Below are 24,815 nucleotides of genomic sequence, written 5' to 3' on the forward strand. Positions count from 1 at the left end.
TCAGCCCTCCTTCTGCAACGTGGAACCGCGCTGCCAGCGCAACAGGTATGCGCCCACCCGCTTGATCGCATAGTCACTGAGAAAACCCAGCAGGCCGATGCTGACCATGGAGGCGATGACGATGTCGTAACGCAGGAAATAATAGGAATCCCACAGCACATAGCCGACGCCGCTTTTCACCGCGACCATTTCCGCTGTGACCGTGAGCATCCACGCCGAGCCGATGGCGATGCGCAGACCCGAGAAGATGCTCGGCAGCGCCGCCGGGAAGACGATGTAGAGCAATAGTTTGCTTGGCGTACCACCGGTCATGGCGCCTGCGCGCAACAGGTTGCGGTCGCAGTTCTTGACACCGTGAATGGTGCTCAACAGCACCGGGAAGAACGACCCCATGAACACCAGAAAGATTGCCGGTTTGTCGGCGATGCCGAACCAGATGATCGCCAGGGGAATCCAGGACACCGGCGGTATCGGGCGCAGAATCTGCAGCACCGGCTCGAACAGGTTTTCTGCGGTGCGCGACCAGCCGATGGCCATGCCTGCGCCGACGCCGAGCACAGCCGCGATAGCGAAGCCTGCGAACACCCGGAACGAGCTGGCGGCTACATCGAGGATCCAGTGGCCGCTGTAGCTCTGGGTGTTGCCATCGGTGGCGAAGACCCAGTCTGCCCAGGCGATCATGACCTGGGACGGCGCCGGCAGCAGCGCCCGCGGCAAGATCCCGGAGCGGGAAAAGATCTCCCAGCCCACCAGCAGCAGTACCGGCACAATGCCGCGCTCGATGCGTTTGTACAGGCGCAGGCTCAGGGATAGCCCATGCCTTCGCCCGCCCCCGTGCGCCTTGATGGCGGTACTTTTCATATCAGTACCCCAGCTCGGTTTTCGGCTTGCCGGTCACCGCTTCCAGAAAGCTGTAGTCCAGGTTCTTCTCTACCTGCTGGCTGACATCGGTGCTGATGTACTTGAGGTCACGCATCATTTGCGCAATGGCCACCGCCGAGGCGCGGTGCATGGCGTAGTCGGGGTAAAGGTTGTCGACCGCGCCAGTGGCGATGGCCTTGTCCAGCCCGGTGACTTTCTGGATGGTGTCGATGAACAGCGGCTTGTCGTTGGCCATCAGGTCATTGACCTTGACGATGGAACGCACTGTTTCCTCGACGCCCTTGCGGTTGTCCTCAATCACATCGGAGCGGGTAACGATCAGGTTGGTCAACTTGCCAGCAGCCTGATCGTAGGGAAAGTCGAAGAACTTGGCCGCCTTGACCTCGCGGATCTGCGTGGCGAACGGGTCCACCGACGTGATCAGCTCCACTTCGCCGCGGCGCAGTGCCTGCACGTGGTCAGACGGGTTGGGGATGTTGATGAATTGCACATCCTTGTTGATATCGATGCCGTGCTTGAGGAACGCCCCACGCATATGGATATCCTGGGCGTTGCCGCGCGAAGCGGCGACACGGAAAGGCTTGTCTTCGGCCTTGTACTTGTCGATGAGCGCCTTCAAGCCGACCCAGTCGCCTGGCTGCAGCGGCAGGTCGTTGCCCACCAGAATCTGTGAGCCGCCGTTGATCTGCCCGGACACGGCCACCACGTCGAACCCCTTGTCCAGCGCGGTGGCGTAATGCAGGTAGGTGACCTGCGCCACGTCGATGCTCTTGGACAGCAGCGCCGTGAGCACGTCGTTGCCGGTGTTAAAGGCAATGGCGTCGAGTTTCACCCCGGTGGCGTTTTGCGGCGTCAGGGACAACGGCGTGCAGTGGGCGCACTTGGCGTAACCGAGCTTGACCGGTTTGGCTTCGTCGGCATGGGACATGGCCATCATGCCGAGGCTCAACACCAAGGCCGAAAAGGCACGCTTGAGCAAGGTAGTGGACGAACGAATAGCTGGCATCGGGCTTCTCCAATTGTCACTAAAGGCTAAGGCTTTGTGGCAAAGAGTTTGCAACCGTTATGCCATGTTTGTGGCACTGGCCGGAAACCGCGTTGGTTTCAAAGCAGGCCTATGGAGCTCAGGGGCTGCACAGCGGGGCCTCGCTAACCGCACGCAGCGGTTTTCGCGGTCGCAGACTGCGCCCGTGAGTACGGGCTGATCATGGGCGGGAAAGCGATCGCTGCCCGCCTATGGGTCGCCGTGGTGCATGTTTGGACAACCACACACCATTTTGTGACAATCCGCCATCTGACAGTAACGAAGCTTACGAGGAGCCTTTACGTGCTCGATCAACAAACATTCTCCCCCCGCTCGCGTCGTGTTCGCAGTACCGGGCAGATCCTGGGCACCGGCAGCACCCGCGATGGCATCTACGAGCGCATCCTCAACGCCGTGATGGAGCACCGCCTGATCCCCGGTACCAAGCTGGTGGAGGAGAAGCTGGCCGGGGTGTTCCAGGTCAATCGCACACGCATCCGCGAGGTGCTGGCGCGCCTGGCCCATGAGGGAGTCGTCACCACCATTCCCAATCGGGGTGCGTTCATCGCCAGCCCGTCAGTGGAGGAAGCCCGGCATGTCTTTCAGGCCCGGCGCATTCTGGAGCCGGCGCTGATCCGTAGCCTGGTGGCCAAGGCCGACAGCCAGCAGTTCAGTCGCCTGCACGCCCACGTGGCTGAAGAACGCGCCGCTCGCGAGACAGGCGACAAGCGCGCGGTGATTCGCCTGTCCGGCGAGTTTCATCTGCTGATCGCGCAGATGGTCGACAGCCCACCCCTGGTCAAACTGATGCGCGAGCTGTCCTCGCTGACTTGCCTGATCATTCTGCTGTACGACTCGCCGAACGTGCCTGCCTGCCCCAACCATGAGCACACCGAAATCGTCGAAGCCATGGAGCGAGGCCAGGTCGAGGCAGCCATCGCCTTGATGCTGGGGCACCTGGACCACATCGAGGCGACGCTGGACCTATCGGTTGAAGAAGAAGCCGAAGTCGACCTGCAGGCAATTTTCGGCTGACGCCCCACGCAACCGGACCCCCAGGAACCGCCATGAGACTGCTGATCATCAATCCCAATATCTCCCACAGTGTCACCGACCTGATCGAGGCAGAAGCGCACCGCACTGCGGCTGCGGATACGCAGATCCAGATGGCGACCGCGGCGAGCGGTGTGGCTTACATCGAGACCCGCTTCGAAGCCCTGCTCGGCGCCCACGCAGCCACAGTGATCGCCGGGGAGCGCCTGGGCAGCTACGACGCAGTACTGGTGGCAGCATTCGGTGATCCCGGGCTGCTTGCGCTCAAGGAGGTACTGGACGTGCCGGTGGTGGGCATGACCGAAGCGGCATTGATGACGGCCGCCCAACTGGGCCAGAGGATCTCGATCATCGCCATCTCCCGGCGTATCACCAGTTGGTACCGTGAGTGCGTGGCACAGAACGGCATGCTCGACCGCCTGGCCAGCATTCGCCATCTGGACCGCCCGTTGCGCGACGCTGGCAGCGTTCAGGAAGATCATGCCGAGCGCCTACTGGAGCTCAGCCACCTGGCGGTGAACGCAGATGGCGCCGACGTGCTGATCCTCGCCGGTGCCCCACTGGCTGGGCTGGCGCGGGGGTTGGCCGGGCGGTTGCCGGTTCCGGTGGTGGACGGCGTATCGTGCGGCGTGGCCCAGGCGCAGTTGTTGCACCGCCTGCAGGCCGGTCGGGCCACCCAAGGCAGCTTTGCCCGCCCGCCGGCCAAACCCAACCAAGGCTTGCCAGCGGGGTTACAGGCCCTCCTGTAGTGGCGTCCGGGGTGACCGCTGGGTGTCTGCCAAACCGCATGTGCCGCCGACGCGGCTTGCGCCGCTGCTACAGGGGTTGGGGGATACCTTGGTTGCGCAGCATGGGCGCCTCGAACGACAGGCCCAGCACCCGCTCCATTTCCGCGGCGGCCTGAAGCACGCGCCCGTCCATGTAGCGCGCGGCAACCACCTGCAGCCCCACCGGCAGCCCGTGCTTGCCGAAGCCACAAGGCAACGACAGTGCGGGCACCCCGCAGTAGTTGAACACCGGGGTATAACCGGCATGTCCGCGCGGCCCGGCGGGCTGACCGCCAATGGTCGCGGGGCCCAATTGCCCCACGGCCCAGGCTTCCACCGGCGCGGTCGGACACAGCAGCAGATCATAGTCGTCGAAGAATGTGGCCAGGCTCAGCGACAGTCCGTTGCGCAATTCCAGCAAGCGGGCCGTGTGTACGCCGGAAAGCGCCCGACCTGTTTCGATCTGCGCCAGGATGTCTGGGTCCAGGCGCTGCAACTGATCATCTGCAAGCCCCCCGAACTGTGCGGCCAAAGCCGTATGCTGCAAGCCCAGCAACGCATAACCTTCCAGGCCGCCTGGCCAGCGGGGACTGGCGATCTCGATGGACCAGCCAGCGCGTTGCAGTGTCGCCAATGCGGCCGCCATGGCCATGGCCACATCGCTGTCCAGCGCCATGCCCAGGCCCAGGTCCGGCGACCAGGCGACCCGCAGCGACCGCTGGTCCCGTGACTGTCGAGCCAGCGACTGGGCACTGAAATGCGGCTGTGACAAGGGGTCGGCGGCGTACCAGGCGAACAGACTGCGAGCCATGAGGGTAACGTCCTCGACATCGCGCCCCAGTTGGCCGATCACCGAGAGCAGATGGTTGGGGTCGGCGAACCCCCAAGGATTGGGTACGGCGCCAAGGCTCGGTTTGAAGCCGACCAGCCCGGTGTGCGCGGCGGGACGCCGCGTGGAGCCACCCGCGTAGGTCGCCAGGGCCAACGGCCCCAATCCGGCCGCCACCGCAGCCACCGCGCCCCCTGACGATCCACCTGGAGTCAGTGCCAGGTTCCACGGGTTGCGGGTGGTGCCGTGCAACGGGTTGGTGGTGATGCCCTTGCAGGCAAACTCGGAACAGTTGGTCATCCCCAGCGCAACCCCGCCCAGCTCGTTCAGGCGTTGCACGCACCAGGAGTCGCGCGGCGCCACGAAGTCGGCAAACACGCTGGAACCGAAAGTCGCCGGTCGGCCGCCCAACCAGAGGTTGTCCTTGACACTGAACGGTACGCCGGCCAAAGGCAGATATTCCTTGGCGGCGACCCGCTGGTCGCTGCTACGCGCTCGAGCCAGCACGTCGGCCCGCTGATAATCGATGAACGCATTGAGCGACGGATTCAACCGCTCGAGACGATCGCACACCGCTGTCGCCACCTCGACCGCGCTTAGCTGACGGGTGTTGACCAAGTGAGCGATCTGCTGCGCCTTGAGACGATGAATATCCATGGTTCACTCCACTGCGAAAGGCTGATACCGCTGTTTCAGCAAGATCCGCGCCGCCGCGCTCAGGTGCCGTAACAGCGGGTGCGGGCAAGCAGTTCGGGGCGGCTGGCAAGCAACATAATGGTGAACACCAGCAGATTGAGTACTGATCCAGTGCAATTCTTAGTTCACTATTTTGTGCACAATCCAGATTCCAGGATAGCCTGCACACAAGCATCGATTCATTTAAAACAACGAGTTAAACCGTGCGAAGACCGGCTCTGTCCTGCTTGGCACATGCATTGCTTCGAGCCATATAACCTAGTTCAGCACTGCGAGCTCCCGCATGAAGACTGCCACCGCCGGTTTCGACCTTACCCTGGACGACATCTTCCACCAGTACGCCGGCGCCACACCGGCGGTCGACCACATCACCCTGGAAGTGGCTGCCGGCGAGTTGGTCGCGCTGCTGGGGCCGTCCGGCTGTGGCAAGACCACCCTGCTGCGCATCATCGGCGGCTTCCAGCCGCAAACCTCCGGCAAGGTAGTGATCGGTGGCAAGCTCGTCGACCACTTGCCTGCGCATCATCGCGACATCGGCATCGTGTTCCAGAACTACGCCTTGTTTCCTCACTTGAGCGTGGCCGAAAACATTGCCTACGGCCTGGACGCTCGCCGCGTTCCACGCGCCCGGCGCAAGCCGCGCATCGATGAAATGCTCGACCTGATCCAGCTCGGCCATCTGGCCGATCGCTATCCGCGTCAGCTCTCCGGCGGTCAGCAGCAGCGTGTAGCACTGGCCCGGGCATTGGCCGTGGAACCGCGAATCCTGTTGCTCGATGAGCCGTTCTCGGCCTTGGACAAAAGCCTGCGCATGGACATGCAGATCGAGATCAAGCGGCTCCAGCGCCAGTCGGGCGTGACCTGCGTGATGGTCACCCACGATCAGGAAGAAGCACTGTCGATGGCCGACCGTGTGGCGGTGCTGAACGCCGGCCGCCTGGAGCAGTTCGCCGCGCCGTCGAAGATCTACGATTCGCCCAGCAGCCTGTTCGTCAATACCTTCGTCGGCAACGCCAACGTGCTGCCCGGGACCCTGGAAAGCTACGCCGGGGAGTCGGCTCAAGTACGCTTGGCCGACGGCAGCCTGCTGGCCTGCCGCACCCCGCAGGACGCTCGGCCCGGAAGCGCCGTAGTGGCATGCATCCGCCCCGAGAACCTGGAACTGACCACCGCAGGCGACGGGTTTCCCGTCCAGGTCGAACTAGGCCTGCCACTGGGCCCTTCGATCGTCCACGAAATGCTCACGCCCGGCGGACAGCGGATCAAGATCGCTTCGCCACGCGGCCTGGGTGCCGAGCCATTGAAGCCCGGCACTCAGGTGGGCCTGCGGCCTATCAGCGCCCACGCGATCACCACGTTTACCGCGCCCAGCCTGTAGCCCTGAACTGACCCGCACGAGGAATCGACGATGGATATTTCCCGCAGACGCATCATGCAATCCGCCCTGGCCTTGGGCGCACTGCAGCTGTTCCCGCAGCTGACCATGGCTCAAGCGCGCAATCTGGTGTTCGCGACGTTTACCGGCAGTTGGGAAGAAGCCCACAAGGCTGTGCTGGTGCCTGCCGCGCTGGAACACATGAAAGACGCGAACGTCATTCTCGACCCGATGATCTCAGTCGACCAGATTTCCAAGGTCATGGCCTCCCGTGAACATCCGCCTATCGACGTCATGTTGCACGATCCGGGCCCTGCCCTGACCGCCATCGAACAGGGCTTGATCGAGCCCTACCCGGTGGCGGACAGCGCCTACTACCAGCAGTTGATGCCCGAAGCCCAAGATCCGATGGGGCCGAGCATCTTCTATCAGATCGTTGGCCTGACCTATAACCCGGACACCATCCAGACCCCTCCCGACTCCTGGATGGACTTGTGGAAGCCCGAGTACAAGGGCCGGGTAGGCATCACCAACATGAACTCCTCTCTGGGCACCGGCTTCATGGTCGAGCTGGCCAAACTGCATGGCGGCTCGGACAGCAACATCGAGCCGGCCTTTGAACTGCTGACCAAACTCAAGCCCAACCTGGCCGCCGTCGCCGCCAACCCCGGTCAACTGGCTTCGCTGTTCCAGCAAGGCCAGATCGACATCAGCCCGGGCAACTTCAACGCCATCCAGATCCTCAAGGCCCGTGGCGTACCGGTGGAATGGGTGGCGCCCAAGGAAGGCGCGATCGCTTTCAAGACCAGTATCCATATCGTCAAGAACTCACCGAATCGCGATCTGGCTTTCGCCTTGATCGAGGCGTCGATGTCGCCCCAGGTGCAATCGCAGCTGATGGAAGCGCCCTACCTGGTAGTGCCGACCAACATGCAGGTGAAGATGTCTGGCGAGATAGCCGAATCACTGGCCAAGGACCAGGCAGAAATGAAATCCCGGTTTCGCTTTCAGGACTGGAAGGTGATCAATCCGAACCGGGCGGCCTGGATCGAGCGCTTCAACAAGGACATCCAGGTCTGAGCCATGCCTGAAGCCATCCCTTCCCGCTGTGAGGAGTCCGGCACGTGAGCGCCCGAAACCATGACGTCACCGTGTACAGCCTGCGCTACGGTCTGCCGTTGGCAGCATTCTTCGTGCTGTTCTTCATCACGCCGCTGTTGTTGCTGGTGCTGGTCAGCCTGCACGACGACGCCGCCGTCAGCGTCTGGGGCGTAGCGCAGTACGCGAAGATCTTTGGCGAAGGCCTGGCCTTGCGCGTGCTTGGCGATACCTTGTGGCTCGGCGTGCAGGTTACCGTGCTGTGCCTCGGCCTGGGCTACGCTCTGGCCTGGGCCTACGTGCGCAGCTCGCCGACCACCCAGAAGGTGCTGATGATGATCATCGTCATGCCTCTGCTGACCAGCGTGGTGGTGCGCACCTTCGCCTGGGTGGTGATCCTCGGGCGCCAGGGCATCGTCAACGAGCTGCTGCTGAGCTGGGCATGGATCGACAAGCCGCTGCGCCTGCTCTACTCCCGAGAAGGGTTGATCTGGGCGCTGGCCAATGTGCAGTTGCCGCTGATGACCCTGCCCCTGATCACTACCTTGCAGCGCCTGGAAAGCAATCTGGAGGATGCCTCCGCCGCCTTGGGCGCCAATGCCTGGCGCACCTTCCGGCGGATCACCGTGCCGCTGTCGCTGCCGGGCATCATCGCCGGCAGCCTGCTGACCTTCTCGGCGACCATCACCGCCTTCATCACCCAGTCTCTGGTGGGCGGCGGGCAGATGCTGTTCATGCCGATGTACATCTACCAGCAGGCGTCGTCCCTGCAGAACTGGCCATACGCGGCGGCTATCTCACTAGTGTTTCTGGTGGCCGTGATCGGCTGCGTGACGCTGTTGAGCTACCTGGGCCGCCTCAGCAAGGGGTACGCAACCACATGAGCATGGGACGTCGCAACGACCTGTCTGATATCGTCCTCAAGGCCACACTCTATCTGGTGGCCTGGGCCGCCTTGATTCTGCTGTTGGCGCCTACGCTTATCGTGCTGATCGTCTCGTTCACCGACAGCTATTCACTGCGCTTTCCGCCCCAAGGCTTCTCGACACGCTGGTATGTCGCCCTGCTCAAGGCGTTCACCCTGCATTTCGCGGCGTGGAACAGTTTTCTGGTGGCGTCGATGACCACGCTCTTGTGTGTGGTCATGGGCACTGCCGCCTCGCTGGCAATCGCCCGTTCCACAAGCAAGAAAGCGCGCTGCCTCGACGCGCTGTTCATGTCGCCGTTGATTCTGCCGGGGCTGGCGTTCGGCTTGTCGGCGCTGATCTTTTTCAGCGAGCTGGGCGTGCCGGTGTCGATGACCACGCTGGTGATCGGTCACACCGTGGTCTGCGTACCCTACGTCATCCGAACCACCTCTTCGGCGCTGATGCAATTACCGCCGGCGCTGCTGGAAAGCGCGGCCAGCCTGGGATCCTCGAGAGCTCACGCGTTGCGGCGCATTACCTTGCCGTTGATTGCGCCGGGCATCGCGGCCGGGGCATTCATTGCGTTCATGTCGTCGTTCGATAACACTGCCGTCTCGCTGTTTCTGCGCGACGCGCGCACCGACATGCTGCCGATCCGCATGTGGCAGGACCTGGAGAGCAAGCTGGACGTAACCATCGCCGCTCTGTCCAGCGTGCTGGTCATTGTCACCCTGGTGATGATGATCGTGATGGAAAAATTGACCGGCATCAGCCGACGCATCCGCGGGTGACCGCGGGCAAGGGTACGTCAGGAAACGGATATGGATCTGAGCACACCACAGGATGCCGACGGCATCGCCGAACACATCACCATCGCCATCATGGAGCACCGCCTGCCGCCGGGTATCAAGCTGGCCGAGGAGAAGCTGGCGATCGCTTTCGGCGTGGGTCGCAACAAGATCCGCCAGGCCTTGATGGCGCTCGCCAAGGAAGGTCTGGTCAAGCTCCACCCCAACCGCGGCGCGTTCGTCACCAGCCCCACCGTGCAGGAAACCCGCGACCTGTTCGCCACCCGCCGGCTGCTGGAACCGGAGATCATTCGCAACGTCATCCATCGCTCGACCAAGGCCCAACGCAAGCCACTGCATGCACACCTGAAAAAGGAGGCCATGGCGCGCAAGAACCAGGACCGCCGCGCGCTGATCAAGCTGTCCGGCGATTTCCACAGCCTGCTGGCCGAGATCGCCGGCAACAGCTTCATTACCCGTATCATGCGCCAGTTGTGTCCGGTCACCTCACTGATGCATGCACTCTACGATGGTCCGCAGATGCACGCCTGCCCGGAGGACGAACACGGTGCAATCGTTGCCGCCATCGAAGCGCAGGACGAGGAACGCGCTATTGCCCTGATGCTGCATCACCTCGCCCACGTGGAAAGCGTGCTGGACCTGAGCCAGGAACAGCACAGCGCGATCAGGTGGGAGAGTGTCTTCGGGTAAAGAGAGCCGCTTTCACACTGCGGCGGCGTCACGTTCCAGCCAGGCCTGGGCGATCTGTTCGCGGGTGGCGAACCAGACGCCTTCGTGGCCCTGGGCGTATTCGATGAACTTCTGCAGGGCGCGCACTCGGCCTGGGCGGCCGACCATGCGCGGGTGCAGGCCGACGGACATCATGCGCAAGCCATTCGCGGACTCCTCGTGCAGCACCTCGAAGCTTTCCTTCATGTACTCGAGAAAATCCGAAGCCTGGGAGAGGCCCGGTGAATTCCAGTAACGGAAATCGTTGACGTCGCTGGTGTACGGCACCACCAGGTGGCGTTTGCCTTCCACGTCGACGAAGTACGGCACGTCATCGTTGTAGGCGTCCGAGTCGTAGAGAAACCCACCCTCCTCGGCCACCAGGCGACGGGTCCGCACGCTGGCGCCATAGCGGCAGTACCAGCCCACCGGGCGCTTGCCGCAGGTGCGCTGGAAGGATTCGATGGCCAGGCGAATGTGCTCGCGCTCCTGCTCCTCGGTAAGGCGGAACACCTCCTCCCAGCGATAGCCATGGCTGCACACCTCATGGCCCAGCTCGACCGCCGCGCGGGCGACGTCTGGATTCTGTTCGAACGCCACCGCGCAGGCATGGAAGGTGGACGGCACGTTGGCCTTCTGCAAGATCTCCAGAATCCGCCAGATGCCGACCCGCGAGCCGTATTCGTACATCGATTCCATGGCCAGGTTGCGCACGCCATCGGGAAACTGATAGCTGCCCCATTCGGTCATGCTTTCCTGATCGGGATCACCCATGGCCAGGGAGCGCTCGGAGCCTTCCTCGTAGTTGATGACCAGACTGATCGCCAGTCGGGCACCATTGGGCCAAGTACCTTGGGGACGTTGCTGGCCATAACCGACCAGATCTCTGAGGGGGAATGTCACGGTACGGCTCTCCAGCAGGTTGGGCAAAAAGCCGGGCCTGGGGCCTCAGCAGTCGATGTCTTTGAGGGCTTCATGGTCGCGGCCATCACCGAAGGCCAGACCCATGGCCAGAGTCTGGGCGACGCAGAACGCCGCGGTCAGCGAGCGGAAACCGAGCAGCTCGGCGTCGTCGACTTCGATCATCACCGCAGCGCACTGGCCGATCGGGCTCAACAGGCTGTCGGTGATGGCCACGATCGGCGTGCCGGCCGCGACCGCCTGATTGCAGGCGTCGATGGTTTCCTGGGCATAGGGCGGAAAGCTGACGGCCACCAGTACGTCGTCGCCATGCAGCGCCCCCACCTGCTCGCGCAGGCTGCCGCCCAGGCCGCTGATGTGCACGGCGCGGCGGCCGACCCGGCTCAAGGCATAACTCAGGTACGCGGCCATGGGAAACGAGCGGCGCATGCCGACCACGAAGGTGGTTCGCGCCTGTTGCAGCAGGGCGATGGCCTGTTCCAGCGCCTGCACCTGCTGCCCTTCGGCGAGGTGTTCGAGGGAGACGATATTGGCCCGGCTGAAGGCGCCGAGCATGGCGCCCACGTCGGTCGGATCGTCCAGCAGCTGCTCGCCGCGGTAGTGACGGATACGCTCCTTGAAGCTGCCCTGCCCGGCCTTTTCCAACGGCGCCTTGCACACGCGCTGCAGGTCGCTGAAGCCACCATAGCCCAAGGCCTGAGCCAGACGAATGAAGGCCGAAGCGGGAATCTGCGAACGCGCGGCCAGGGCGGCGACCGTGTTGAGCGCCACGTCATGGGGGTGCTCGATCACGTACTGCGCGGCATCGCGCATGCGCGCGGTGAGTTTGTCCTGGCCGACGGCGATGGCGCTGCGCAGCTCTTCAAGGGTTTGCGGTAATGGCATGGTTCTGTGGCTCGATAGCTCAATGGCTCGATGACGGTCAGCGGGGACGCAGTTCTGCGATGGCGTGGGCCAGGCATTCCACCAGTCGGGTCATTTCGTCGACGGTGTTGTAGTGCGCGATGGAAACACGCACCACCCCGCCCTGAGGCGCCAGGCCCAGTGCTTCGATCAAGTGACGGGCGTAGAAGTCACCAAAACGGATGCCCAAACGCGCTGCATCGACGCGGCGTACGATCGCCTCGGACTGCACGCCCTCGACCACGAAACTGATGGTCGGCACCCGGTCACCTGCGGTGACGCGCGGCTTACCGATGATGCGGACGCCGTCGGCCTCGCGCAGATAGCCCAGCAGAATCTCGGCCAGCACGTTCTCCTGCACTTCGAACGCATCGAAGGCTGCCTGCATGATCTGTCGCTCGCTGCCTTCGCCGCCCAAGCGTCGACCGATGTCCAGCAGGTAGTCGCTGATGCCGATGCAGCCATAGGACAGCTCGTAGTTGACGTTGCCCGGCTGCAGTTTGTACGGCAGCACGTCCTGGCCGATGAAGAAGTGGTTGAGGCTGGGCAGCTCCAGCAACAGCTCGCGCTTGCCCCACAGCACGGCGAAATGGGGACCGAAGACCTTGTAGAAACTGAACACGTAGTAGTCGGCGCCACTGGCCTGTACGTCCACCAGACGGTGCGGCGCGTACGCCACCGCGTCCACCACAAGCTTCGCACCGCAAGCATGCACGTGCTCGGCGACCTGCGCGACCGGGTTGACGCTGCCCAGAATGTTCGACGCGTGGGTCATCGCCACGTAACGGGTGCGTGGCCCCAGCAGTGCTTGGAGGTCGTGCAGCTCCAGCTCCAGGCTGGACGGGTCCACCAACCACACGCGCAGCGTGGCCCCGCGCTCTTCGCACAGACGCTGCCAAGGGCCGATGTTGGCTTCGTGATCGCTGTGGGTGACGATGATCTCGTCGCCCGCCCCGATCGAGGGTGCAATCGCCCGTGCCAGCAATTGCAGCAGCAGCGTGGTCGAGCCGGCCATCACGCACTCTTCCGAGTGGCGAGCATTGATCAGCCGGGCCACCGAGGCGCGTGCTTCCAGCACTTTCTCACCGGCCTTGACCGATGGCGCGTACGAGGCGCCCAGTTGCACCGCGTGGTTGAGCAGGTACTCGGTGATGCGCTCGGCCACCGGCTTGAGCACTGCCGAACCACCGGCATTGTCCAGGTAGCCGTAGCCGTCGGCGAGTGCAGGGAATTGGCGACGAACGTAGTCGATATCGAGGGCAGTCAAAGTGAGTCTCCCGGTTGCTTGTCAGGGGTCAAGCCTGTCAGTGATGCAGGATGGCCTGCAGGAACGCCTGGGTTCGCGGTTCCTGCGGCGCAGTGAAGAATGCCTGCGGAGCGTTCTGTTCGATGATGCGGCCGGTTTCCATGAAGATCACCCGGTCGGCGACCTTGCGCGCGAAGCCCATCTCGTGGGTCACCACGATCATGGTCACCCCGGACCGAGCCAGGTTCTGCATCACGTCGAGCACTTCGCCGACCATCTCCGGGTCTAGAGCCGAGGTGGGTTCGTCGAACAGGATCACTCGCGGCTCCATGGCCATGGTCCGGGCAATCGCGACCCGTTGCTGCTGGCCGCCGGACAATTGACTGGGGTACTTGTCGGCGTGGCTGCCCATGCCGACCTTCTCCAGCAACAGTCGCGCGCGCTCCTGTGCGTCGCGTCGATTCATGCCGCGCACCCGCACCGGTGCCAAGGCCACGTTAGCCAGCACCGTGAGGTGGGGATAGAGGTTGAAGTTCTGAAAGACCATGCCCACTTCGCAGCGGATACCGGCGAGCTTGGCGCCGTTTTCCACGCGCTGCCCGGACACCCGGATGTCGCCGCCCTGATAGGGTTCGAGCAGGTTGATGCAGCGGATCAGGGTGGACTTGCCCGACCCCGACGGACCGAGGATCACCACCACCTCGCCCTGGGCGACGGTCAGGTTGATATCGGTGAGGGCCTGGAAAGGTCCGTAGAACTTGTCCAGCCGTTCGATTTCGATGACGTTGCTCATGCGCGCTTGCCTCCGTTGCCGTTGCGCCGCTCGACCCAACTGACCAGTTGCACCAGGGGCAGCAGCAACAACAGGTACATGATCGCCGCCCCCACCAGCGGTGTAGGGTTGGCCGACAGCGCCTGGGCCTGGGTGGCCTGCTTGAGCAGGTCGGGCATGGCCACCACCGAGGCCAGGGCGGTGTCCTTCATGACGTTGATGCAGTTGCTGGTCATCGGCGGCAGAACGATGCGCATGGCCTGGGGCAGGATCACGTCGCGCATGGTGTTGAAGAAACTCATGCCCTGGGAAGCCGCCGCTTCGAACTGCCCCTTGGGAATGGCCTCGATGCCGGAGCGGAATATTTCCGCCGAGTAGGCACACGACACCAGAGACAGCGCGGCCGCCGCCGCGGCGAAAGACGACAGCCGAATGCCGACGAAGGGCAAGGCGTAGTAGATCAGCACCAGCAGGACCAGCAGCGGGATCGAGCGCAGCACGTCGATGTAGACCCGCGCCAGCCAGCGCACGGGGGTGTAGCCATACAGCCTGAGCATGGCCAGCAGCAACCCGCCGACCAGGCCCAGCACGATACTCACCACGCCCAGCAGGATGGTCACGCCAAGGCCGCGCAGCATCAACGGCAGCGCATCGACGAACACGTCCCAGTTGAAGAAAGTGTGTAGCAACTCCATGAACGGATCCCTTGGTCGTGAGCCGGTAGCGGGCGGGGCGAAAGGCTGAACTTACTTGGGTACGTCGACGACCTTCACGGTGCTGGAATCGTCTGCGGCAGCTGCACCGAACCACTTCTTGTGCAGGTCGGCGATCACGCCGTCTTTTTTCATCTCGCTGATGATCGTGTTCACGCGTTCGCCTTCGGCCCAGCCCTTGGCGTGCATCAGCGAGTATTTCTCGCCGGTGGGGATGCGCGCGACCACGGCATACTGCGGCTTGTCCTTGATGTAATAGAGCACGGCGGGAATGTCGCTGATGTAGCCGTCCATGCGCCCGGACGCCAGGTCGAGCATGGCCGGCGACAACCCTTCGTAGCGCGAGATGTCCTTGAACTTGTACTCACCCTGGTGCTGGGCGGCCCACATGTCGCCAGTCGAACCGGTGTCCACACCCACTACCTTGCCGCTCATGTCGGCCAGGCCCTTGATGCCGGACTTGGTCAGCACCGAGAGCGACTGGTCGCTGTCGTAGTACGGCTGGGCGAACCCGACCGATTCCAGGCGTTTGGGGGTGATAGTGATCGAAGAAATGGCGATGTCCGCGCGCTTGGACTGCACGGCGCTGAACAGACCGTTGAACGGAATGTTGACGAATTCCACGGTCTTGCCGGCGCGCTTGGCGACTTCCTTCACCACATCGACTTCGAAACCGACGATGTCGCCCTTGGCGTCCTGGAACTCCCAAGGGACGTTGCCGACGTTGGCACCGACGGTCCAATCGGCAGCCAGTGCCGAGGCCGAAAAAGCAGTGGCCACAGCCATGCTCAAAAGTACTTTCACGCTCATGTCCAGCTCCCCGATTCACGTCAGTGCCAATGGCGGCCTGGGTACTTGCGCAGGCCTGTCGTGAACGAGACTAGGAGCAAGAATCAAATAATTCAAGTTTTAATTTTAATGAATTAAATGCTTCATTGGAGGGCAATCCATGTCCGCATTGGTGCGTCTGGCAGAGGTAGGAAATGTGTGGGGCGGCGGGTGTCGTTCAGGTATTGCAGGCCTCAGATGCACTCAAGCAGAGCATGGATCGCGACTGCACCGCAGCTCAACCTGGCACACCGCGCTGCCCTTTTCGCGGCCGATGACCGCTCCTACCGTAAAAGCGCGATCCACCGGAAAACAGCAATCCTCTGTAGGAGCGGTCACTGGCCGCGAAAAGCGCAGCGCGGTATCAGCGATCGTCGTCAGTCTTGACAGGATCTTCGAGCAGATCATCGAAGTCGATCTTGAGCCCCTGCTCCATCGAATCGAGTTCCACCAGCAACGAGCGGAAGCTGGTCTCGTCCTTGGGCGGTGCCTCGCCCTCACCCTCGGCACTGGCATCGGCCAACGCCTGCAGATGGGCAGGCACCGGCGCGTCTTCGTCGTGATCGTCGAGGACGGACTCGGGTTCCATCTCGCGCAGAACCGCCAGCGGCGGCAATTCGTCGAGACTCTTGAGGTTGAAGTGATCGAGGAAGGCCTTGGTGGTGGCGAACATCGCCGGCCGGCCCGGCACGTCGCGGTAACCCACCACACGGATCCACTCACGCTCCACCAGGGTCTTGACGATATTGCTGTTCACCGCCACGCCGCGCACGTCTTCGATCTCGCCGCGGGTGATGGGTTGGCGATAGGCGATCAGGGCCATGGTTTCCAGCAGGGCACGGGAATAGCGCTGCGGCCGTTCTTCCCAGAGCCGGCCGACCCAGGGCGCGTACTTTTCGCGGATCTGCAGGCGGTAGCCGGACGCAACCTCGACCAGTTCGAACGCGCGCTTCTCGCAGGATTTGCTCAGGACTTCAAGGGCCTTCTTGAACACCGCCGGCTCCGGCCGCTCGGCCTCCTCGAACAGCTCATGGAGGCGTTCCAGGGACTGGGGTTTTCCGGAAGCCAGCAGGAAGGCTTCAAGCAGCGGCGCCAGATCGCGCGGGTCAGTCAAATTCATTGTTCGGCTCGGGCACGCACATGGATAGCGGCAAAGGCGTCATTCTGCACCAGTTCGATCAGTTGCTCCTTGACCAGTTCGAGGATGGCCATGAAGGTCACCACCACGCCGAGCTTGCCTTCCTCGACACCGAACAGCTCGACGAAAGGCACGAAGCCGCCACCGCGCAGGCGTTCGAGCACCTGGCTCATGCGCTCACGGGTCGACAGCGCCTCACGGCTGACCTGGTGGCTTTCGAACATGTCGCTGCGGCGCAACACGTCGGCCATGGACATCAGCAGCTCTTCCAGGCTGACCTCGGGCAGCAGCTTGCGCACCTTGGCCTGGGGCGCATCGAGCTTGGGCACGTAGAGATCGCGACCTACCCGCTTGAGGGTATCGATCCCTTCGGCAGCCGCCTTGAAGCGCTCGTATTCCTGCAGGCGGCGAATCAGCTCGGCACGCGGATCGTGCTCTTCGTCCTCGACCACGGCGCTGCGCGGCAGCAACATGCGCGACTTGATCTCGGCGAGCATGGCGGCCATCACCAGGTACTCGGCGGCAAGCTCCAGGCGTACGCTCTTCATCAGCTCTACGTAGCCCATGTACTGACGGGTGATCTCCGCCACGGGAATGTCGAGGATATCGATGTTCTGCTTGCGGATCAGGTACAGCAGCAGGTCGAGCGGACCTTCGAACGCCTCCAGAAACACTTCCAGCGCATCCGGCGGGATGTACAGGTCCTGCGGCATCTGGGTGAACGCCTGGCCATAGACCAGCGCCAGTTGCAGCTGCTCGGGCGAGCCTTGGGCAAGGCCGGACGACGGCTCTTCGACCGCGCTCAGGTCACTCACGCCATGGCCGCAAACGGAGCCGGGTCGCCGCAACCCACGCGTATCACCTGCGGATCGCCGTCAGCCAGGTTGATCACGGTGGACGCTTCGGTCCCGCCAAAGCCGCCATCGATGATCAGGTCGACATGTTTTTCCAGCAGCTGACGCATCTCGTACGGATCGCTGAGCGGCTCGCTGTCACCGGGCATGATCAAACTCACACTCATCAGCGGTTCGCCCAGTTCTTCCAGCAGGGCCAGGGCGATCGGATGACTGGGCACGCGCAGGCCGATGGTACGGCGCTTGGGGTGCAACAGCAGTCGCGGCACTTCGCGGGTGGCACTGAGGATGAAGGTATACGGCCCTGGCGTATGCGCCTTGAGCAGGCGGAACGCCGCGGTATCGACCTTGGCGAACAGCCCCAGCTGCGACAGGTCGCAGCAGATGATCGCAAAGTTGTGTTTGTCGTCCAGCTGGCGCAGGCGGCGCACCCGCTCCACCGCGCTCTTGTCGCCAATCTGGCAACCGATGGCGTAGGAGGAATCAGTGGGGTATATCACGATGCCGCCCTTGCGAATGATCTCGACCGCTTGCTTGATCAACCGCGGCTGCGGATTCTCTGGGTGGATCTGAAAGAATTGACTCACGTTGGCATCCTGTTCAGGCGGAGATTGACGGATCGTGCTTGAACCGCGCGGACAACGGCGGCAGGTCCACCGGCAAGGGTCGATAGACACCGATTTCACCCCAGGCGCCCGGACCATGGAAATCACTGCCGGCGCTGACCATCAGGCCGAACTCGCGAGCCAGAATGGACAGCGTGCCGACCTGCTCGGCCGCCTGCATGCCGTTGACCACCTCGATCGCGTGGCCTCCGGCCTGAATATAGTCGCCGATCAGCTTGCGCCGCTTGCTGCGGGTGAAATCGTAGTGCAACGGATGCGCCAGGCTGATCCAGGCCCGGGCTTCGCGCAACGTGCGCACAGTGTCCTCGAGGGTGGGCCAGTGCTGCTTGACGTCACCCAGCTTGCCGGCGCCCAGCCACTTGCGGAACGCCTCCTGGCGGTCCTTGACGTAGCCCTGCTGCACGAGGAAATCGGCGAAGTGCGGGCGGGCCGGCGCATTGCCGCTGTCGCCCAGACCTTGCTGGATGGCGCGTGCGCCTTCCAGGGCACCGGGCATGCCCTTAAGCGCCAGGCGCCGGTCGATTTCTTCGGCACGCAGCCACCGACCGTGGTGCAGGCTGTCGAGCGCGGCGACCAGAGGCGGCGCATCCAGAGCGAAATTGTAACCGAGCACGTGGATGGTCGCGCCGCCCCAGGTGCATGACATCTCGACACCACTGACCCACTGCATGTTCAGTGCTGTCGCGGCCGCACGGGCCTCTGGCTGGCCTTCCAGGGTGTCATGGTCGGTCAAGGCCAGGGTCTGCACGCCGTGATCGAAGGCTCGCTGCACCAGGACGGCAGGCGCAAGGGCGCCGTCGGAAGCGGTGCTGTGGCAGTGCAGGTCAACATTCATAGTGGCGCTTTCGCAGTCATTGATGTTTGTTATTATGCCGCCACATCCTGCTTCTGGCTGCCATTGTGAAACAATTGATCGATTTCATCCCGCTGCTCCTGTTCCTCATCGTCTACAAGACCGACCCGCACATGGTCGACCTGGCCGGTTACAGCTTTGAACTGGGCGGCATCTTCAGCGCCACCAAAGTGCTGATCGCCAGCTCGGTGGTGGTCTACGGTCTGCTGTTCATCAAGCAGCGCAAGCTGGAAAAAGGCCAGTGGTTGACCCTGATCGCCTGCCTGGTGTTCGGCACCCTGACCCTGGCCTTCCATAGCGAAACCTTCCTCAAATGGAAGGCACCTGTCGTCAATTGGCTGTTCGCCCTGGCGTTCGCCGGCAGTCATTTCATCGGCAGGCAACTGCTGATCAAGCGCATGATGGGCCATGCCTTGACCCTGCCCGACCCGATCTGGGCGAAACTCAACGTGGCGTGGGTGGTCTTCTTCCTGTTCTGCGGCGCTGCCAACCTGTTCGTGGCATTTACCTTCGAGCAGTTCTGGGTCGACTTCAAAGTGTTCGGCAGCCTGGCCATGACCTTGCTGTTCCTGGTGGGCCAGGGCATCTACCTGTCCCGTCACCTGCATGATTCCGATCGTACAACACCGAAAACCGAGGATTGACATGCTCTACGCCATCATTGCCACCGACACGCCCAACTCCCTGGAAAAACGCCTGGCCGCACGGCCCGAGCATCTGGAGCGTCTGAAGCAGCTGGAAGCCGCCGGCCGTCTGGTCCTGGCCGGTCCACACCCAGCCATCGACAGCAATGACCCCGGCGAAAGCGGGTTCAGCGGCAGCCTCATCGTTGCCCACTTCGAGTCGCTGGACGAAGCCCAGACCTGGGCTGGCGCCGACCCATTCGTGGCCGCCGGTGTCTACCAGGACGTGCTGGTCAAACCTTTCAAGCAGACCCTGCCTGCGCCTGAATGAAGGTTTAGATGAGCGACCTGTTACTGATCGACGACGACGTCGAGCTGTGCGAGCTGCTGAACAGCTGGTTGAGCCAGGAAGGTTTCCAGGTCAGGGCCTGCCATGATGGCAGCAGCGCACGCAAGGCCCTCGCCGAGCTGGCACCGGCGGCCGTGGTGCTCGACGTGATGCTGCCCGACGGCAGCGGCCTGGAGCTGCTGAAGCAGTTGCGCAGCGAACACCCTGACCTGCCGGTGCTGATGCTCTCGGCGCGGGGCGAACCGCTGGATCGCATCCTGGGCCTGGAGCTGGGCGCCGACGATTACCTGGCCAAACCCTGCGATCCGCGGGAGCTGACGGCTCGCCTGCGTGCTGTCCTGCGCCGCAGCCACCCGGTGGCGGTGGCAGGTCAGATGGAACTGGGCGATCTGTGCTTCAGCCCGGCTCGCGGCGTGGTCAGTATCGATCAGCACGATATCAACCTGACCGTTTCCGAAAGCCGCCTGCTCGAAGCGCTCATGCGCCAGCCAGGCGAGCCACTGGACAAGCAGGAACTGGCGCAGATCGCCCTGGGCCGCAAGCTCACCCTCTATGATCGAAGCCTGGACATGCACGTCAGCAACCTGCGCAAGAAGATCGGCCCCCACGCCGACGGCCGTCCGCGGATCATGGCCCTGCGCAGCCGTGGCTATTTCTATGCGCAGTAACCGGTCGGCGCATCGCACCGATCGCGCCGTCCACTTCGGCGCCTGAACGCGCAGGGATTTGTCAGTAACGACCGTGTCATCCCTTTACACAAGCTTTACGCGGCCTTGACCGCGCCTGACCTTGATCTCCCTAAACTGGCCACATCCGGTAACGACCGGGAACCAGACAGGAGATTCACCATGCGCAAGACCACCCTCGCAATGCTGTTCGCCGCTACCCTGCCGACCCTGGCCATGGCCATGCCCCAAGGCGGCCCCGAGGGTTTCGGCCCAGGCCCAGGCAAAGGCGGCCCAGGCCCTCGTGGCGGTGAGCCGTTCGCCCAGCTCGACCTGACCCACGAGCAACGCACCCAGGTCGGCAAGCTGATGGGCGAAGAACGCCATCAACAGCGCGAGATCACCAAGAAGTACCTGGACAAGCTGCCAGCGGCCGATCGCAAGGCCATGGAAGATGAAATCAAGGCCAACCACGACAAGGCCCAGGCCGATGTACGTGCCGTGCTCAAGCCCGAGCAGCAGAAGCAGTTCGACGAGATGAAGAAGAAAGAGGACCAGCGCCGCGCCGAGTGGGCCGAATTCCAGGCCTGGAAAGCCCAGCAAGGCAAGAAAACCCAGTAATATCGGCGCACGCCCCAGCCCGGTACGCTCACGCGTACCGGGCTTCGTTCATTGAGGAATTTGCCTTGCGTTCACTGTTCTGGCGCATCCTGGCCAGCTTCTGGCTGGCCATCGCCCTGGTAGCCGGCCTCTCGGTGCTGCTGGGCCACATGTTGAACCAGGACACCTGGATCCTCAGTCGGCATCCGGCGGTCAAGCATTTCGCCCAGGACTGGGTGGAGCGCTATGAAAGCAAGGGTGGCGAAGCTGCCCAGGAACTGCTCGAACAACGCAAGCGGCGCTACCGCATCGACACTCAGGTGCTCAACGAGGCTGGCGAAGCGGTCGTGCCGGGAACCTTCCCCCGTCGCGCGGAAGCCTTCGAGGCGCGCCACAACGACAACGACCGCGACCTGCCATGGCGACGCCTGACAGCGGAATACACCAGCCCCACCACGGGCGACACGTACCTGCTGATCTACCGCATCCCTCACCCCGAGCTCGATTCCTGGCATCGCGACTCCCTGCTCATGCCCATCAGCGCACTGGTGATCGCACTGGTCGTGCTGACGCTGTTCAGTCTGATGGTGACCCTGTCGATCACCCGCCCGCTGAGCCGGCTGCGCGGCGCCGTGCATGAACTGGGGCAGACCACCTATCAGCAGAACAGCCTGGCACAGCTGGCCAGTCGTCGTGACGAGTTCGGTGTGCTGGCGCGCGACTTCAACCGCATGGGCTCACGCCTGCAGAGCCTGATCGGCAGCCAGCGCCAGCTGTTGCGCGACGTGTCCCACGAACTGCGCTCGCCCCTGGCTCGGCTGCGCATCGCCCTGGCCCTGGCGGAACGCGCCGAGCCCGCTCAGCGCGACCTGCTGTGGCCACGCCTGACCCGCGAGTGCGATCGTCTGGAAGCGTTGATCAGCGAGATTCTCGTACTGGCGCGGGTCGACGCGGAACAGGCCACCGCTGAAGACGTGGATTTGCCAGCCCTGCTGCACGCCGTACGCAAGGACGCGCTGGTGGCCGTGCCGGAGCAATCCATCGAACTGGACATTGCCCCGCACCTGGCGTTGCAGGGCTGGCCGACCATGATCGAACGGGCCGTGGACAACCTGCTGCGCAACGCCCAGCGCTTCAACCCCGGGCCGTTGCCGGTCGTGCTGTCGGCGCAACAGGTGGATGGCCGGGTGCGCATCAGCGTCCGCGATCACGGCCCGGGGGTGGCGGAGGAACATCTGGCGCGCCTGAGCGAGCCGTTCTTTCGCGCGCCAGGGCAGACCGCAGCGGGCCATGGCCTGGGTCTGGCCATAGCCCGCCGCGCCGCCGAACGGCATGGCGGCAGTCTGCACCTGGAAAACCATGCCCAGGGCGGCCTGATCGCGACCCTGGACTTGCCACCGGTGCCGGTGGTGGTGGCCTAGACGAGTACGATCAGGCGCCCCACGCCTGCACGAAGTCGGCGGTGGCCAGTGCAGGCGCTTCGCGCAGTTCGCGCGCAGGCGTGCCCAGGTACAGGAAGCCGATGATCTGCTCGCCTTCGCTCAGGCCCAGCTTGTCCGCGACATAAGGCGCGTAGGACAGCTCGCCGGTACGCCAGACGCCACCCAGCCCCTGAGCGTTGGCCGCAAGCAGAATGCCATGAGCGGCGCAGCCGGCCGCCAGCAGTTGCTCGCTCTGTGGCACCTTGCGATGCTCCTGCAGGCGAGCGATCACCACCACGACCAGCGGCGCGCGCAAGGGCATGTTGCGGGCTTTCTCCAGCGCTGCCTCGCCGGCCTCGGGGTTGAGCGCGGTGGCCTCGGCCAGCACTTCGCCGAGCCGGTGCAAGGCCTCCCCCTCGACGGTGAGAAAGCGCCACGGCCGCAGCTGGCCGTGGTCGGGCGCGCGCAGCGCGGCCTGGAACAGCACTTCACGCTGCGCAGCGCTTGGCGCAGGCGCCATGAGCCGGGGAGCGGAAACACGATTGAGCAAAACCTCGAGCGCCTCCATGGGCAACCTCCTGTGGAACGATAAGCCGCTATTCTAGACCCAAGCGGCCTCCGCCTGCCGGGTTTACATGCTGTGGCCCGCAGGTAGAATGGCGGCCCTTTCCTTCATGGCCAGAGCTGACCCCATGGCGTTGCCGACCCTGCGCATCATCGGTTTCATTATCGGCATCTTCCTGATCACCCTGGCCGTGAGCATGGTCGTGCCCATGGGCACGCTGGTGGTGTTCGAGCGCACCGAAGACATCCAGTCGTTTCTATGGGCCAGCCTGATCACCTTCGTTGCCGGCCTGATGCTGGTACTGCCGGGACGCCCCGACAACGTCAACCTGCGGCCGCGCGACATGTACCTGCTGACGGTCAGCAGCTGGGTGGTGGTCTGCGTGTTCGCCGCCCTGCCCTTTTTGCTGACCAACCACATCAGCTACACCGACGCCTTCTTCGAAAGCATGTCGGGGATCACCGCCACCGGCTCGACGGTGCTAAGCCACCTGGACGAAATGTCTCCCGGCATCCTCATGTGGCGCTCGATGCTGCACTGGCTCGGCGGCATCGGCTTCATCGGCATGGCCGTGGCGATCCTGCCGCTGTTGCGCATCGGTGGGATGCGCCTGTTCCAGACCGAATCCAGCGATCGCTCGGAAAAGGTCATGCCGCGCTCGCACATGGTCGCCAAGTTCATCGTGCTGGTGTATGTCGGCTTCACCGCGCTGGGCACCCTGGGCTTCTGGCTGGCGGGGATGAGCCCGTTCGATGCGGTCAACCATGCGATGTCGGCGATCTCCACCGGCGGTTTCTCGACCTCCGACCTGTCCCTGGGCAAATGGCAGCAGCCCGCCGTGCACTGGGTGGCCATCGTGGTGATGATCCTGGGCAGCCTGCCCTTCGCCCTCTACGTCTCCACCCTGCGCGGCAACCGCCAGGCCCTGCTGCGCGACCAGCAGGTGCAAGGCATGCTGATCCTGCTGGTGGTCACCTGGCTGGTGCTGGGTACCTGGTACTGGGCCACCACCGAGCTGCCGTGGTGGACGGCCTTCCGCCACGTGGCGCTGAACGTCACCTCGGTGGTCACCACCACGGGCTTCGCCTTGGGCGACTACAGCCTGTGGGGCAACTTTTCCCTGATGCTGTTCTTCTACCTGGGCTTCATCGGCGGCTGCTCGGGCTCCACGGCAGGCGGGATCAAGATCTTCCGTTTTCAGGTCGCCTACATCCTGCTCAAGTCCAACCTCAATCAGTTGATCCATCCGCGCGCGGTGATCAAGCAGAAGTACAACGGCCATCGCCTGGACGAAGAGATCGTGCGGTCGATCCTGACCTTCTCGTTCTTCTTCGGCTTCACCGTCGGCATCATCGCGCTGGCGCTGTCGCTGCTGGGCCTGGACTGGATGACTGCACTCACCGGGGCCGCCAGCACGGTCTCCGGCGTCGGTCCCGGTTTGGGCGAGGTGATCGGCCCGGCTGGCAACTTCGCCACCCTCCCCGATGCGGCGAAGTGGATACTGGCCGTGGGCATGCTGCTGGGTCGACTGGAAATCATCACCGTGCTGATCCTGTGCATGCCGGCGTTCTGGCGGCACTGATCGGGGT

At 63.5% G+C, this 24,815-nt stretch carries 27 protein-coding genes; 13 read left to right on the forward strand and 14 right to left on the reverse strand.

From position 1 onward, the window contains the following. Together ASF66_RS06880 and ASF66_RS06885 are read right to left on the reverse strand one after the other, a co-directional pair. Entirely contained in the window at positions 1-861 is an 861-nt protein-coding gene (locus tag ASF66_RS06880) for an ABC transporter permease (RefSeq protein ID WP_056843237.1), read from the reverse strand. Position 862: 1 nt separating this feature from the next. Next, entirely contained in the window at positions 863-1,888 is a 1,026-nt protein-coding gene (locus tag ASF66_RS06885; protein WP_056843238.1) for an ABC transporter substrate-binding protein, read from the reverse strand. A gap of 321 nt (positions 1,889-2,209) precedes the next feature. Here ASF66_RS06885 and ASF66_RS06890 point away from each other — a divergent pair, with 321 nt between their 5' ends. Further along, positions 2,210-2,941, forward strand: a complete 732-nt coding sequence (locus ASF66_RS06890) for a GntR family transcriptional regulator (RefSeq protein ID WP_056843239.1) — start codon at positions 2,210-2,212, stop codon at positions 2,939-2,941. Positions 2,942-2,973: 32 nt separating this feature from the next. Continuing rightward, positions 2,974-3,708, forward strand: coding sequence for an aspartate/glutamate racemase family protein (locus tag ASF66_RS06895; protein WP_056843240.1), 735 nt, complete (start codon positions 2,974-2,976; stop codon positions 3,706-3,708). 67 nt (positions 3,709-3,775) lie between these two features. Here the strand turns inward: ASF66_RS06895 and ASF66_RS06900 are convergent, their stop codons facing one another. After that, entirely contained in the window at positions 3,776-5,212 is a 1,437-nt protein-coding gene (locus ASF66_RS06900) for an amidase (protein ID WP_056843241.1), read from the reverse strand. Positions 5,213-5,534: 322 nt separating this feature from the next. Between ASF66_RS06900 and ASF66_RS06905 the strand changes: the two genes are divergently transcribed. From ASF66_RS06905 to ASF66_RS06925, 5 genes are read left to right on the forward strand one after another with little or no spacing between them, the layout of a single operon-like run. After that, on the forward strand, positions 5,535-6,629 hold the full coding sequence (locus tag ASF66_RS06905) for an ABC transporter ATP-binding protein (RefSeq protein WP_056843242.1): 1,095 nt from the start codon (positions 5,535-5,537) through the stop codon (positions 6,627-6,629). 30 nt (positions 6,630-6,659) lie between these two features. Then, complete coding sequence (locus ASF66_RS06910; protein ID WP_056843243.1) at positions 6,660-7,706, forward strand: ABC transporter substrate-binding protein; 1,047 nt, start codon at positions 6,660-6,662, stop codon at positions 7,704-7,706. A gap of 44 nt (positions 7,707-7,750) precedes the next feature. Then, on the forward strand, positions 7,751-8,608 hold the full coding sequence (locus ASF66_RS06915) for an ABC transporter permease (protein ID WP_056843244.1): 858 nt from the start codon (positions 7,751-7,753) through the stop codon (positions 8,606-8,608). Beyond that, positions 8,605-9,423: an ABC transporter permease gene (locus tag ASF66_RS06920; protein ID WP_056843245.1), complete on the forward strand. Its 819-nt coding sequence runs from the start codon at positions 8,605-8,607 to the stop codon at positions 9,421-9,423. Before ASF66_RS06915 ends, ASF66_RS06920 begins: the two co-directional genes overlap by 4 nt. 30 nt (positions 9,424-9,453) lie before the next feature. Further along, complete coding sequence (locus tag ASF66_RS06925; RefSeq protein ID WP_201782764.1) at positions 9,454-10,131, forward strand: GntR family transcriptional regulator; 678 nt, start codon at positions 9,454-9,456, stop codon at positions 10,129-10,131. 12 nt (positions 10,132-10,143) lie between these two features. Here the strand turns inward: ASF66_RS06925 and ASF66_RS06930 are convergent, their stop codons facing one another. From ASF66_RS06930 to ASF66_RS06975, 10 genes are all read right to left on the reverse strand, one after another. Then, positions 10,144-11,052, reverse strand: coding sequence for an allantoinase PuuE (locus tag ASF66_RS06930; RefSeq protein WP_056843471.1), 909 nt, complete (start codon positions 11,050-11,052; stop codon positions 10,144-10,146). 45 nt (positions 11,053-11,097) lie between these two features. Continuing rightward, positions 11,098-11,955 carry a MurR/RpiR family transcriptional regulator gene (locus ASF66_RS06935; protein ID WP_056843246.1) on the reverse strand — a complete coding sequence of 286 codons (858 nt, stop codon included), beginning with the start codon at positions 11,953-11,955 and terminating at the stop codon, positions 11,098-11,100. A gap of 37 nt (positions 11,956-11,992) precedes the next feature. Further along, positions 11,993-13,240: a cysteine desulfurase-like protein gene (locus tag ASF66_RS06940; protein WP_056843247.1), complete on the reverse strand. Its 1,248-nt coding sequence runs from the start codon at positions 13,238-13,240 to the stop codon at positions 11,993-11,995. Between the two features lie 37 nt (positions 13,241-13,277). Continuing rightward, positions 13,278-14,012 (reverse strand): amino acid ABC transporter ATP-binding protein, encoded by a 735-nt coding sequence (locus ASF66_RS06945; protein ID WP_056843248.1) that lies wholly within the window; start codon positions 14,010-14,012, stop codon positions 13,278-13,280. Next, a complete protein-coding gene (locus ASF66_RS06950; RefSeq protein WP_056843249.1) occupies positions 14,009-14,686 on the reverse strand; it encodes an amino acid ABC transporter permease in 678 nt (225 codons plus the stop codon). The genes ASF66_RS06945 and ASF66_RS06950 overlap by 4 nt, the downstream gene beginning before the upstream one ends. Before the next feature lie 51 nt (positions 14,687-14,737). After that, positions 14,738-15,514 (reverse strand): transporter substrate-binding domain-containing protein, encoded by a 777-nt coding sequence (locus ASF66_RS06955; protein WP_049861031.1) that lies wholly within the window; start codon positions 15,512-15,514, stop codon positions 14,738-14,740. A gap of 382 nt (positions 15,515-15,896) precedes the next feature. After that, positions 15,897-16,652: an SMC-Scp complex subunit ScpB gene (scpB, locus tag ASF66_RS06960; protein ID WP_056843250.1), complete on the reverse strand. Its 756-nt coding sequence runs from the start codon at positions 16,650-16,652 to the stop codon at positions 15,897-15,899. Then, the gene (locus ASF66_RS06965) at positions 16,649-17,350 is read right to left on the reverse strand and encodes a segregation and condensation protein A (protein ID WP_161804301.1); all 702 of its coding nucleotides are present in this window, start codon (positions 17,348-17,350) and stop codon (positions 16,649-16,651) included. The genes scpB and ASF66_RS06965 overlap by 4 nt, the downstream gene beginning before the upstream one ends. Positions 17,351-17,481: 131 nt before the next feature. Beyond that, entirely contained in the window at positions 17,482-18,111 is a 630-nt protein-coding gene (locus tag ASF66_RS06970) for an L-threonylcarbamoyladenylate synthase (protein ID WP_056843251.1), read from the reverse strand. 13 nt (positions 18,112-18,124) lie between these two features. Continuing rightward, a complete protein-coding gene (locus ASF66_RS06975) occupies positions 18,125-18,985 on the reverse strand; it encodes a PHP domain-containing protein (RefSeq protein WP_056843252.1) in 861 nt (286 codons plus the stop codon). Positions 18,986-19,050: 65 nt separating this feature from the next. Between ASF66_RS06975 and ASF66_RS06980 the strand changes: the two genes are divergently transcribed. The 5 genes from ASF66_RS06980 (at position 19,051) to ASF66_RS07000 (ending at position 22,661) form a co-directional block, all read left to right on the forward strand. After that, the gene (locus tag ASF66_RS06980) at positions 19,051-19,647 is read left to right on the forward strand and encodes a septation protein A (protein ID WP_056843253.1); all 597 of its coding nucleotides are present in this window, start codon (positions 19,051-19,053) and stop codon (positions 19,645-19,647) included. 1 nt (position 19,648) lies between these two features. Further along, positions 19,649-19,957 (forward strand): YciI family protein, encoded by a 309-nt coding sequence (locus tag ASF66_RS06985; RefSeq protein ID WP_049861036.1) that lies wholly within the window; start codon positions 19,649-19,651, stop codon positions 19,955-19,957. 8 nt (positions 19,958-19,965) lie between these two features. Further along, on the forward strand, positions 19,966-20,643 hold the full coding sequence (locus ASF66_RS06990) for a response regulator transcription factor (protein ID WP_056843254.1): 678 nt from the start codon (positions 19,966-19,968) through the stop codon (positions 20,641-20,643). Positions 20,644-20,823: 180 nt separating this feature from the next. Further along, positions 20,824-21,261, forward strand: a complete 438-nt coding sequence (locus ASF66_RS06995; protein ID WP_056843255.1) for a Spy/CpxP family protein refolding chaperone — start codon at positions 20,824-20,826, stop codon at positions 21,259-21,261. 65 nt (positions 21,262-21,326) lie between these two features. Then, the gene (locus ASF66_RS07000; protein WP_056843256.1) at positions 21,327-22,661 is read left to right on the forward strand and encodes a sensor histidine kinase; all 1,335 of its coding nucleotides are present in this window, start codon (positions 21,327-21,329) and stop codon (positions 22,659-22,661) included. Positions 22,662-22,671: 10 nt separating this feature from the next. Here ASF66_RS07000 and ASF66_RS07005 read toward each other — a convergent pair whose 3' ends face one another. Next, entirely contained in the window at positions 22,672-23,229 is a 558-nt protein-coding gene (locus ASF66_RS07005; RefSeq protein WP_056843257.1) for an NAD(P)H nitroreductase, read from the reverse strand. Positions 23,230-23,353: 124 nt separating this feature from the next. Between ASF66_RS07005 and ASF66_RS07010 the strand changes: the two genes are divergently transcribed. Further along, positions 23,354-24,808, forward strand: a complete 1,455-nt coding sequence (locus ASF66_RS07010; protein ID WP_049861041.1) for a TrkH family potassium uptake protein — start codon at positions 23,354-23,356, stop codon at positions 24,806-24,808. Positions 24,809-24,815: the final 7 nt, after the last annotated feature.

It is taken from the genome of Pseudomonas sp. Leaf129 (assembly GCF_001423465.1).
GTDB lineage: Bacteria > Pseudomonadota > Gammaproteobacteria > Pseudomonadales > Pseudomonadaceae > Aquipseudomonas > Aquipseudomonas coleopterorum.